This is a genomic window from bacterium Unc6, from assembly GCA_013626165.1.
Classification (GTDB): domain Bacteria; phylum Omnitrophota; class Gorgyraeia; order Velesiimonadales; family Velesiimonadaceae; genus Velesiimonas; species Velesiimonas alkalicola.
The window spans coordinates 18246-30300 of record NDHX01000005.1 but is presented as its reverse complement, the minus strand read 5'-3'; the positions used below and the strand labels follow the sequence as shown (position 1 = coordinate 30300).

Below are 12055 nucleotides of genomic sequence, written 5' to 3'. Positions count from 1 at the left end.
TGAATATGCTCCAGAGGCTTCTTATTAAAAATCTTGCCATTATTGAGTCTCTGAACATAAAATTCTATCCAGGATATTGTCATATATTTAAGAAACTACATAGAGAATATCTCATTTGACCCACACAAGATTGATGGCGTGATATCCTCTAAATTTCAAATTAAGAGTGTTGTATAGCCACAAGTGTTTGCAGGAGAACAGATGAACCCAACTGTGAGGGTAACAGTACTTCCAGAGGAAAAGGAAATATTTGTAATCCCAGGGACAAGTATTCTTGAGGCGGCGGCATCGGCAAATATAGTAATGGAAGCCCCCTGCGGCGGTAAGGGACTGTGTGGAAAATGCAAGATAAAGATTATTGAAGGGCAGATGTCTGCAAGCCCAACAGAGGAAAAGGTATTGGGAAAGGAAGCTGTATCTTCCGGTTTCAGGATGTCCTGCCAGTCTAAAATAAATTCGGATTGTAAAATACTAATCCCGGCACAAACAAGGTTGTCGGCACAGAAGATACTTACCCTGGGTATAGAGGGCGAAAAACAGATACATCCAAGCGTATGGAAAAAGTACACAGAACTTCCCCCCGCCACACTTGATAACCAGATATCCGACCTTGACCTTATCAGGAAAAATGTGGGTGAAAAATTCTGTGTAGATATTTACATATTAAGAAAGATTCGCAATTTTTTAAAAAAACAGGATTACAAATGCACCTGTGTGTTTTCAGACGGAGAACTTATAAACCTTGAACCGGGCGATACAACGGGGATTAACTACGGCGTTGCATTTGACATAGGGACATCAACAGTTGTTTCTGCACTTCTTGATGCTAATACAGGAAAAGAGATTGCACTTACTGCAAGAATGAATCCGCAAGCAATATACGGGGATGATGTTGTATCAAGAATCCAGTTTATAATCAATAATAAAGACGGTCTTGAAAGACTTCACCTTTCAATTATAGGGACAATGAATGAGATGATACAGGAAATGGCTTCTTCTGCGGGTATATCAGTTGAACAGATATACAAAATAGTTCTGTGCGGTAATTCAACAATGCAACACATAGTATTAAAAATATCCCCCGAAGGACTTGGTTTTGTTCCATTTTCTCTTGTGTTTCGTGAAGGCACAGATGTAAAAGCAAAAAAGTTAGGACTCCAGATAAGTCCCAATGGAACAGTATGTGTATTTCCTAATATAGGGGGATTTGTAGGAGGAGACACAGTCTCTGTGATACTTTCCACAAGACAGCATGAGTCAGAAAAAATAAGGCTCTCGGTTGATATAGGAACAAACGGAGAAATAGTTCTTGGCAACAGAAAAAGACTTATCTCTGCCTCAACAGCAGCAGGCCCTGCATTTGAAGGGGCACGGATATCACAGGGGATGAGAGCATCTGCTGGTGCAATAGAAAAGGTTATTTTTGCAGAAGATGTCCTTGTTAATACAATAGCAAACCAGCCCCCTTGTGGTATATGTGGCTCAGGGCTTATAGATGCGGTTGCAGAGATGGTCCGAACAGGTGTTATAGATAAAACAGGGAGAATACAGTCGCCGGATGTTCTGAAAGGAAAGATTCCTGAAAAAATTGCTGAAAGGATAATTTCTTCAAAAAAGGGGTTTGATTTCAGACTTGTTAATGCAGAAAACACAAGAGCAGGGCATCCTGTGTATATAACACAGAAAGATATAAGAGAATTACAGCTTGGGAAAGCTGCAATATTTGCAGGTATAAAGATACTTGAAAAACAATATGGTATAACAGATGAAGACATATCGGAGGTATTTCTTGCAGGCGGGTTCGGAAATTTTATAAGAAGAAGCAACGCAAAAAGGATTGGTCTTATCCCTGATATTGCTTCTGAGAGGATAAGGTTTGTAGGCAATGCCGCACTATCGGGGGCAAGGTTGCTCCTTCTTTCAAGAAAGCTTCACGGTGTTGTTGAGGATATATCAACAGAGACAGAGTATATAGAGCTTTCTGTTTCAAGGGATTTTCAAGACAAGTTTGCAGATGCAATGTTGTTTTCTGCCTGTTGAAAAGAATGCAGGGAAATAAAAGAAATTTAAAAGGGTGGTTTGATAAGTGGTGCTGATTTTGACAATCCTGTAGTAAGTTTGTGTAACAGAGCCCATTGCACAACCCCAATCCCACTAATTTCAAATGCACCAGAACACCAGAGCACCAGTGCACCCTGCCTGTGCTGTGCTACAGCACGCAGACAGGCAGAACACCAGAACACCAGAGCATTAGAACACCAGAGCATCAGAGCACCAGTAGTGCATCAGTTGCTTTTTAAGTTTCACGAGCCTGCCCGCGACAGGTAGGTCTAATGGGGTTAGGTGGGGCGGTCATGCAAGAGGCTCTCCTAAGAAAAAACAGCCAAAATTTTCTTGCCCGGTAGTGTAATGGTAACACAGCGGCCTTTGGAGCCGTTACTCGAGGTCCGAGTCCTCGCCGGGCAGCCAATTTCTGGTTTGAAGAAGGTAGGCCCACTAATGTGTGTGGCGGGAATCCAGTATTTTCACTCCGCCCTTCATTAGTTAATTTAAAAGAGGGAATATGCTCGGTATGACAGAATATAAAGTTTTGGAAAAACAACAACTAAAGACCAACAACATTGCGATCAGTGTTCGGACCATAGAAAGGTTCTTAACCAGCGCAGGATTTCCCAAATTACACCGTCGTAGTTATCAGAAGATAGGTATCAGCAGAAAGAGAAGTATTATTCCGGCACGTTCTCAAAATATAGATACAGCCAGACCAGAGCTATTTCGGGCTAAGTGTCAGATTGCCGGTGCATTTTTTTTCCTTCCCTACATTTTAGAAAGCGGCATCTATGGATATTGTAGAATTGGCGGAAATACCATCTTTCCCCTGTCTCACTTACCTCTCATCCTTACTTCCTAATATGGGTATATTCTGTCTTCTCCCATTCTTAAAATTATTACTAAATTTTGTTGCAAAAGTTATAAATAAATATAAAATAACATAGTGGATAGATTTTGAATCTTATTTATGCTGGTGTAGCTCAGGGGCAGAGCAGGGGTTTTGTAAACCTCTGGTCGGGGGTTCAAATCCCTCCACCAGCTCCATAAATTAAAGGATTAGAACCCTTATGAAGGGAAAAACAGGAAGTAAAGCGGATAAAGCAAGACACAGATCAGAACATAATATGCCTTTTTGTTTTTAAGGTACAGGAAAAAGATTGGACAAATCTCTTTTATTACATATATGTTGTGCACCCTGTATAATAATACCGTTGAAGTTTTTTAAGGCAGAACAGTGGCAGGTTAAGGGCTTGTTCTATAATCCAAATATATAACTGGAAGGTGAATATAATATAAGAAATCTATAATTGAAATATTATTATCTCTTGAACAGCTTGATGTAGAATATACGGCATATAGTCAATAGGAACATCTGAATTTTGTTAAGGGGTTGACCCCCCCTTGAAAGATGTAAGAACTGTTATGCCTTAAAATTAGAATATACAACAAGAATGGCTTGTAAAACGAAGTGCCCGGTTTTCTTTACAACTTTGCTTGTAAGTTTGTATCAATATCGTAATTTATTGAAACAGGTAACAGAACTTATAACAAAAAAATATAGTATAGGATTTATTTATAAGAATTTTAGAAATGATTTTTATAATTCTAAAAATATTGCAAGAGAAAGGAAATACTATATTCAAAATTATTGTGGATGTTATGCTTAAGAAGTAAAGAGTCGAGAGAAAGTTAGATGAAAAAAGCCGCAATTATATTTGGTTTGTATTTTTTTGTTTTATCTTTTTTGCGTTGCTATGGCCAGCAGATTGCATCAGAACTTCCAACAGACATTAGGGTTGCGGTTGTAATTGATGCAAACCAGATTTCAGTTCAGGTTCCGTCCGCCTATAGGCTTGAACTGCCATATACGGGTGAGCTTCTCAGGTCAGGTCCTTCTTTACATAAGACAATGGTTTACCCTGAGACTGTGGGTGTAAGAATTGGTTCTTTTAACCCGATGGTATTTGGTGTGAAAATTATTGCACCTCCTGAAAAGGGCCTTTATGTAAATGAAAATAAAATAAGAGGCACACTAAATATTATCAGAAATAAAAATATAAAATTAACAGCAATCAACACACTTTCATTAGAGGATTATATAAGAAGTGTGGTTCCGTCAGAAATACCCAAAGACTGGCCAGCAGAGGCGATAAAAGCTCAAGCAATTGCTTCAAGAACATTTGCTATGTATAAAATGTATGTGAACAGAGACAAAGACTTTGATGTAAGGAGCGATATATTCTCACAGGTTTATAAGGGAAAATCTGTTGAATATGAAAGCACAAGTGTAGCAATTAAAGAGACGCAGGGGCTTGTTTTGGTATCTGAAAGCACTATTTTCCCCAGTTTTTTCCATGCACTTTGTGCAGGTAAAACAGAAAATGTAATGCAGATATGGGGCAAAAAATTTATAAAAACATTAGAAGGAACGGAGTGTGCATTCTGTAGGCAAGCCCCAAGATTTTTTTGGGAAGCCTCATTCACTCCTTCACAGATAACCTCATCTCTTAACAAGGCAGGTATTCGCTGTAGTCTTATAAATGGTATAGATATATCAGAACACACACCTTCCGGAAGGGTTAAAGAGTTAATTTTAAAATCCAAAGGCAAGGAGATTTTGGTAGAGGCAACAAAATTCAGGATTGCAGTAGGCCCCGATGTTTTAAGAAGCACAAATTTTTCAGTCCAAAAAAAAGACAGCAGGTATATTTTCAAAGGTCAGGGATGGGGGCACGGTGTAGGGCTTTGTCAGTGGGGAGCATATTTTATGGCAAAACAAGGATATAATGCAAAACAGATACTTCAATTTTATTATCCTTCCAGCCAGGTAGTTCACTTTTCAAAAGCAATGCTTCCCTAAAATCCCATAAACTTAAAGCCCCTGCAAGCAAAAGTTAGATAAATCTATGAATACGGCTATTTGTCTAAAAGACATAGACTATCATCTTCCTCTTAAACTTATAACACAAAAGCCCTGCGCTTTGAGAGATACATCAAGACTACTTGTATTAGATACAGGTTCGGGCAATGTCCAGCATACAACATTTTGCAAGATAAGCGTTTATTCAGTCAAAACATCCTGATAAAGACTGGAGGTTTACTGAAGATATGCTTGTGTTTGCATATACTTCAGCGATAAATCTGGGATATAGATTTTATTCATATGGCGATGCAATGTTGATTATGTAGAGAATGTTCATAGACAAAACAGAAAGGAAGAATATATGATAAAAGTTCCCTTATCAAACCCAAAGCCAGATATTGACAATTTTATAAAAGTTATAAAAGGTGAAATAATTCCTCAAAAGCCTCCACTTGTAGAACTTTTTTTAGATTATGAAATTGTAAGGGACATATCTAAGAATTTTTTAAACAAGCAGTGGGTAGAAACATCCGAAGACAAAGAACAGCAGAAGAAGTACTTGACAAACTGGATTGAGGTCTACTGGAGAACCGGTTATGATTTTGTCCGAATGAGCGGAGGACTTGAATTTCAGACTAAATCAAGGCAGGCAGAAGATGCTTCAAGTATGTCTGGAAAAAGAAACTGGGCAGAGGAAGGTAAAGGACCCATCTCAACCTGGGAGGAGTTTGAAAAGTATCCCTGGCCGGATGTAAAGAAAGCAGATCTATGGCAGTACGAGTCTGTTGCAAAAAATATCCCCCAGGGTATGGGACTTTTTGTATGCCCTACTTCCGGATTTCTTGAGATACCCCTGGACATTCTTTTCGGATATGAAAATCTTTGCTATCTTTTATATGACCAGCCGGAACTTGTAGAGGCGGTTTTTAAGAAGGCTGGAGAAACTATCTATCAATTTTATGAAAGGCTTTTGGGACTTCCGAATCTTGTCGGATTTTTTCAAGGCGATGATATGGGGTATAAAACAGGGACTCTTATTTCAGCAGAACACTTAAAAAGGCTTTCTTTACCCTGGCATAAAAAACTTGCTCATCTTGCTCACAAAAATAGTTTAATCTACATACTTCACTCCTGCGGACAATTAGATGAGATAATGAACAATTTGATAGATGATGTAAAGATAGATGCAAGACATTCATTTGAAGATGAAGGAAATCCTGTAATTGAGTTTAAGAAAAAATATGGCAAAAAGATAGGGGTTCTTGGCGGTATAGATGTGGATAAACTTTGCAGACTTTCTGAGGATAGATTGAGGGTGCATATCAGGAATATTATAAAAGAATGCCTCCCGGATGGAAGGTTTGCAGTTGGTTCAGGTAATACAGTTGCAAACTATGTTCCTGTTGCAAATTATATTGCAATGGTGGAAGAGGCTTTGAATTTTTTTTGACATAAATTTTAATCATTGACAGAATGATATTTCATTGATATATAAAACGCAATAAATATTTGTATAAACATTAAACATATGCTATAATCGGAATAGTCTAATTTGAAAGAAGGGCTATTCCGATGAGAAGACTTGAGATTCCCGACGTTGAAACATTTATTGCTGCAATCCAGGATGAAATATCCCGGACCCAAAAGGTTTTGGCCCTGACCAGGATTGTTGTTGATCCTGATGCCAAGATACTGGTAACTACTGCTCTGGAAACCTTAAGCAAAGAGGCGGCAAGGTCTGGCCTTTCGTCAGGAGCAAATTCTCTTATTCTTATGCTTAGTTATCCCTTTACCTTATCGGCCGCTCTGCTTTTTATATCCTGACCGCACTCATCAGTTTGAAGATATTTCAACACAGATAGAGTCTACAATTTCTCTTCTTCGCTCATTAGGACGCTCTCCTACGGACCTGGAAACATTTTAACCCAGTGCACCAGAACACCAGTTTATAATGTGTTTTTAAATTGACAGAATTATAGCAATATTTTATACTAAACTTAATTTGCCGAAGTGGCGGAACTGGCATACGCGCTACGTTCAGGGCGTAGTTCCCGTAAGGGATTGGGGGTTCAACTCCCCCCTTCGGCACCAGTATAACAAACAAAACCCTGCAACGGAAAACACCAAAACAATGTAAAACAGTAAAGGAGTTGAACACAAAAGGGGTTAGGGGAAAATGTTAATTTTCCCCTTTTTTAATAAATTAGACTCTTGCAGCTGTTTAGAATACTGCTTTGAAGAATATGCTAAGGAAATGGTCTTTCTAAAGACTTGAGAAGATTCTTACTGCAGGCTATTTAAGGAAAAGAGACCACCACACTTGAAATTACCACTATCGCCTGGGGTAATGGGTAAGCCTGAACAACAGGTATCTTGGGTAGCCTCTTCGGGGGCAATATGCTACTTATAATTACAATCATCCTGTCCTATTATCTATCATCTGTAATGTAAGTTTTTTGGAAAATTCATAACAGGTCAGGGGTATCTTTTGTCTTTTTTCCATTATTAGAAAAGCGATGAATAAGAAGTTGACTTGTGAGATTCAGAAGGAATAAATAGATAAGGTTGACGGGGTTCAGTGAACTTTCTCCCCGAATTTCTTCACTGCCTTGAATGTATCCAGCATCTTTCTTGACTGCCCATCTGGTTTTGATGTATCCCAGATAATTTTCTCCCTGAATCCAGTCAGTTTAGCAATCAACTCAACAAAATCGTTACAGGGATGTTTCTATCTTGACTTTAAATTTATTGTAAGTATCATTTAATTTTAAACAGAGCGGTTTAATTCTCGCCCACTTCAATTCGAAACCATATATATTTCTAAAAAGATGACGAAACCGCAAGAATTCCTTCAAATCTTGCACAAATTCAGAATCCATAACAGCAGTTTTTCTTTTATTCATCGGTTGTGTCATTTGTAAAAGAAGTTTTGTATGCCAATCTTCACCTTTCGGCATACTACCATCTATATTTACAGCAATTCTCTCAAATATTTTTTCAACTCCACAATAAAAATCATGAATGATACTTGCTGATGCTCTAGTGGTGATAAAATCTGGCTCATTTTTTACTTTATTTACAATTTCTTTCATTTCACTAACTAAACGTTCAAGATTTTTCAATTCTACTTCCATGTCTTTCTTAAGTTTCCTATCCATATATAACTTTCCCTTCTTGGAGTGCTTTTTGCTTGAGAGTTTCAAAAGCATCCTCAAATGGAATAAGATTAACATCTACACCAACGGGCAAAAAGTCACATAATTCAGTTAAAGACTTAACATAAATCTCTGGCGGTAACCCTTCCACAACCAAATCAATGTCAGATTTTTCGTGAAGCTTGCCACTGATTAAAGAGCCAATAAGAGTGACTTTTTTAACTTTGTATTTATTTCCCAAAAATACAGCGCACTTATTTGCTATCTTTCGCAGGTCTTTTTTTCTATTCATAATCTAAATCTCTCCTTGAAGCTGTGTAGTTCTATACCACTCAATTGTCTTTTTGACTCTTTGCTCTTTGCGCTTTGCTTTTTGCATCTATGCATTTCTTTATCAAAGCGGGGATTACATGAGAAGAATCAGGGTCAAAATTATCTCCCGGTCCATATAAATTAACCTGCAATAAGTTGATGGAATTGAATCCGTATTGCTGGCGATATGCCTGCGATTGAACAATAAGCATCTTTTTGGCTAAACCATATGGAGCATTTGTCTCCTCTGGATAACCATTCCACAAGTCGTTTTCTTTAAAGGGCACCGGAGTAAATTTTGGATAGGAGCAAATAGTCCCTATCGCAACAAATTTCTTTATTCCAAATTTTCTTCCCTCTTCCATCATTTGAACTCCCATTATTAGATTATCATAGAAAAATTTTCCGGGATTTTCTCGGTTTGCGCCAATCCCTCCTACCTGTGATGCTAAATGAATAACCGTATCGGGGATAGAATCCCTATAAAGCTTTTTAACTGCTTCCATTTGCACCAGGTTATAATCTTTGCTTCGCGGAACAAAGATATTTTTGCATCCTTGCCGTTGCAGTTTCTCAATTACATAAGAACCTAAAAAACCTGCGCCACCGGTTACTAAAACTCTCTTATTATGCCAAAAACTCACATTACACATCAGGTTAAGGTTAAATGTTATTTCTCAAAGATGCAATTAAAAAGAATTTAATTCTTTCCATATTTCTTCAAATGAGTTATACTGCATTCTGTTAACCTTAGCCTTTTCCAACTATGTCTCTATTGTGGAAAAAGGGGACAGATTTATTTTCTCTGCCCTATTTGTTAAATATGGTTTTACTGTATTATACTAGTATTTTAAAAATTGGTCAAAAGTAAAAGGGGACAGCACACTGGTGGATAAGCGACAGACATAAAAGATAAAAGTAAGGATGGGGCACAGGTGAAGGTAAAGTATTATTTGTTATATAAAATGCATTAAATACCCATCTTGGCTTTACAATTAAATTCACCAAAGATTTTAGCAATACACATACTCTTTATAATTTATTAAGAAAATCTTCTATTTCCTTCTGTTTCAATCCACGCCCTCGCACGGAGAGCGACTGGTCTTATTTTTTTAACTCCTATGGTCATCTGATAATGAAGTTTTTTCCTGTGAATAAGTGATTACTTATTGCGCTTAAATTTTTCCCTTCTTCCAGAACTCCTGAAAGAATGCCACAAACACCCCTAAAAATAATCCCAAAACCCCGGAGATTGATACATTCAACATTTTTCTTGGGTATATGGGACGTTTTGGCTCGGTAGCGGGAGAGACAATTTTAACCTCACCCAATTCCATGGCCTTGGCAATGCGTACCTCTTCAATTCTAACGGCTAAATTCTCATATGTTCTTTTATAGATTTCTGCCTGGCGGGTTAACTGGGTTAATTCAAATTCTTTCTGATGGATGACTCTTCCCAATTCATCTATTTCTTTTGCGGTCAACTCTACTGACTTATCTAAATGCCCGAGCCTTGCCTCTAAGGTATTCAGCTCTATTTGAATATTCACGATACGGGTTTTAAGGTCTTGATAAAGGGGATTTATATTCTCACTCATGAGTTTTTTCTCAGCTAAATTGCCAAGGCGTCCCTCTTTATCTATCTTTTGCCATAAAGCATCATCAGTTATGGCCTTGGAAATAATAACGAATTTTTCCTCTCCTTCTATCCCTTTTTTTAGTTCTTTTAAAGAATCCTCCTTTGTTTTTAAAGCGATTCCTGAATTGATAAGTTCCTCCTTCTCTCTCTTTAATTTCTCCTTCTTAATGCTTAACTCGGCTTGCATTAAATCTAATCTGTATTTATTTTTAAATTCCTTAATTTTCTCCTCTGCCCGAGTAAGACTTTCTAGAACAATCTCAAATTGCTCGGTAACAAAATCGCCGGCGCCTTTTACTGTTCCGGAGATGAGCTCCCCGCTATATTTTATATATTCTTGTGCCCAGGCATTGGTTATTTCCCTGGCCATCTTGGAGTCATTATCTTTTGCCTCCAGTTGAAGAATATTTGTCCCGGTTATCTCTTTAACATTTAATCTTTTAATTAGATCATCAAAGATAAGAGGCTGGCCCAATTTATCCGTCAGCCTTAATTTATCGATTACTTTTTCTAAAACTGGGCTTGCCCTTAATAATGTCTTATGAGTGGAGAGGGATATGGCTGGCTGTAGAGTCACACCTGCACTTGTTCTCCCCTCTATATCCAGGGAAGCGTCCGCGGGCGAAAGGAGTGCTTGCACCCGGGAAGGGGTAATCATTATAGAAGTGGTTGATTGATAAACCTTAGGCAGATATAAACTCACAATTGCTGTCGTGATTATAAAGATAAAAAATACACTTAAAATTATCTTCTTTCTTTTAATCAGTACTTCAATGTAGTTGTGTAGGTTAATTTCATCTTCATATTTTTCTTCCATATTTTCCTCCAGTTTTTTAGAGACTCATATATTTTACCTTTTCCTCTGCTTCGCTTATTCTTTACATAAGAGATAATGGTAAGGGCGAGAAGAGCTTAAATATCTTTGTCTTGCTTTATACATTCTACCACATATTTTTGTTGTTCTTCTGTTAGTTCCGGATATATGGGAAGTGCAAGTGTGGTTCTTGCCGATTCTTCTGCAACAGGACAGTCTCGTTCTTTATATCCTAACCCCTTAAAGCATCCTTGCAGATGTAGAGGGACAGAATAATATATCTCTGTTCCAATTCCTTTTTCTTTTAACCCTGCCTGCAATTTATCCCTGTTTTTAAGCCTTATTACATACTGATTGAATATATGTCTGTTCTGTTTTATTACAGGTATTTGGATATTGTCTGTCAATCCGGATTCTTCAAACAGTCTATTGTATCTATTAGCATTTTCCTGTCTTGCCATTGTCCATTTATCCAGATGCCTTAATTTTACAATTAAAACAGCCGCCTGTATTGTATCAAGCCTAAAATTGCCTCCAACAATGTTATGATAATATTTAGGTTTTGAACCGTGCGTCCTTAGTGTCCTTATCTTTTCTGCAATTGCAGGATCGTTTGTTGTTACCATCCCGCCGTCTCCAAAGCCCCCTAAATTTTTACTCGGGAAAAATGAAAAACAGCCTGTATCTGACATACTGCCTGCTCTTTTCCCGTCGGACTCGCTACCTATTGCCTGGGCTGCATCTTCTATTGTTTTAAGGTTATACTTTTGCGCAATTTTTAATATGGGCTCCATTTCTGCACACTGGCCATATAGATGGACAGGGATAATTGCCCTTGTTTTTTCTGTAATTTTTTTTTCTATAAGATCTGGGTTGATATTATATGTGCTCTTCTCTATATCAACAAAAACCGGTTTTGCTCCAAGTCTTGAAACAGAACCCGCTGTTGCAAAAAATGTGTATGTCGGAACGATTACCTCATCTTTTGCTTCGATACCAAGCGCCATCAATGAAGTAAGAAGAGCATCCGTTCCTGAGGATACACCAATTGCAAACTTGCAATGACAGTATTCTGCAACCTGTTTTTCAAGTTCTGAAACCTCTGCCCCAAGTATAAAATGTTGACCTTCTATCACAGACTGAATAGCGGTATCTACTTCGGATTTTATCGTTTTATACTGCGCTTTTAAGTCAAGAAAAGGCACCTGCATATATTTCCC

13 protein-coding genes and 3 tRNA genes are annotated in these 12055 nt (G+C 37.8%); 10 read left to right on the top strand and 6 right to left on the bottom strand.

The window, feature by feature from the left end:
• Positions 1–201: 201 nt before the first annotated feature.
• Positions 202–2040: a hypothetical protein gene (locus tag B9J78_03120; GenBank protein ID MBA2123914.1), complete on the top strand. Its 1839-nt coding sequence runs from the start codon at positions 202–204 to the stop codon at positions 2038–2040.
• Between the two features lie 26 nt (positions 2041–2066).
• Here the strand turns inward: B9J78_03120 and B9J78_03115 are convergent, their stop codons facing one another.
• The gene (locus tag B9J78_03115; GenBank protein MBA2123913.1) at positions 2067–2267 is read right to left on the bottom strand and encodes a hypothetical protein; all 201 of its coding nucleotides are present in this window, start codon (positions 2265–2267) and stop codon (positions 2067–2069) included.
• 128 nt (positions 2268–2395) lie between these two features.
• Here B9J78_03115 and B9J78_03110 point away from each other — a divergent pair.
• The 9 genes from B9J78_03110 to B9J78_03070 all read left to right on the top strand — a co-directional run bounded on the left by B9J78_03110 (position 2396) and on the right by B9J78_03070 (position 7006).
• Positions 2396–2469 (top strand) — tRNA-Gln (locus B9J78_03110).
• A 94-nt stretch (positions 2470–2563) separates the two neighbouring features.
• A complete protein-coding gene (locus B9J78_03105) occupies positions 2564–2911 on the top strand; it encodes a hypothetical protein (GenBank protein MBA2123912.1) in 348 nt (115 codons plus the stop codon).
• A 110-nt stretch (positions 2912–3021) separates the two neighbouring features.
• Positions 3022–3096, top strand: a tRNA-Thr gene (locus B9J78_03100).
• Between the two features lie 113 nt (positions 3097–3209).
• On the top strand, positions 3210–3326 hold the full coding sequence (locus tag B9J78_03095) for a hypothetical protein (GenBank protein ID MBA2123911.1): 117 nt from the start codon (positions 3210–3212) through the stop codon (positions 3324–3326).
• 177 nt (positions 3327–3503) lie between these two features.
• A complete protein-coding gene (locus B9J78_03090) occupies positions 3504–3719 on the top strand; it encodes a hypothetical protein (GenBank protein MBA2123910.1) in 216 nt (71 codons plus the stop codon).
• Positions 3720–3745: 26 nt separating this feature from the next.
• Positions 3746–4912, top strand: coding sequence for a hypothetical protein (locus tag B9J78_03085; protein ID MBA2123909.1), 1167 nt, complete (start codon positions 3746–3748; stop codon positions 4910–4912).
• Positions 4913–5276: 364 nt separating this feature from the next.
• Positions 5277–6365: a hypothetical protein gene (locus tag B9J78_03080; protein ID MBA2123908.1), complete on the top strand. Its 1089-nt coding sequence runs from the start codon at positions 5277–5279 to the stop codon at positions 6363–6365.
• A 122-nt stretch (positions 6366–6487) separates the two neighbouring features.
• Positions 6488–6739, top strand: a complete 252-nt coding sequence (locus B9J78_03075; GenBank protein MBA2123907.1) for a hypothetical protein — start codon at positions 6488–6490, stop codon at positions 6737–6739.
• Positions 6740–6919: 180 nt separating this feature from the next.
• A tRNA-Leu gene (locus B9J78_03070) sits at positions 6920–7006 on the top strand.
• A gap of 623 nt (positions 7007–7629) precedes the next feature.
• Here B9J78_03070 and B9J78_03065 read toward each other — a convergent pair.
• The 5 genes from B9J78_03065 to B9J78_03045 all read right to left on the bottom strand — a co-directional run bounded on the left by B9J78_03065 (position 7630) and on the right by B9J78_03045 (position 12046).
• Positions 7630–8073: a hypothetical protein gene (locus B9J78_03065; protein MBA2123906.1), complete on the bottom strand. Its 444-nt coding sequence runs from the start codon at positions 8071–8073 to the stop codon at positions 7630–7632.
• Positions 8066–8362 carry a hypothetical protein gene (locus tag B9J78_03060; GenBank protein ID MBA2123905.1) on the bottom strand — a complete coding sequence of 99 codons (297 nt, stop codon included), beginning with the start codon at positions 8360–8362 and terminating at the stop codon, positions 8066–8068. The genes B9J78_03065 and B9J78_03060 overlap by 8 nt, the downstream gene beginning before the upstream one ends.
• A gap of 40 nt (positions 8363–8402) precedes the next feature.
• Positions 8403–9026: a hypothetical protein gene (locus B9J78_03055; GenBank protein MBA2123904.1), complete on the bottom strand. Its 624-nt coding sequence runs from the start codon at positions 9024–9026 to the stop codon at positions 8403–8405.
• 531 nt (positions 9027–9557) lie between these two features.
• Positions 9558–10838: a hypothetical protein gene (locus B9J78_03050; protein MBA2123903.1), complete on the bottom strand. Its 1281-nt coding sequence runs from the start codon at positions 10836–10838 to the stop codon at positions 9558–9560.
• A gap of 95 nt (positions 10839–10933) precedes the next feature.
• On the bottom strand, positions 10934–12046 hold the full coding sequence (locus B9J78_03045; GenBank protein MBA2123902.1) for a transcriptional regulator: 1113 nt from the start codon (positions 12044–12046) through the stop codon (positions 10934–10936).
• Between the last annotated feature and the right edge of the window lie 9 nt (positions 12047–12055).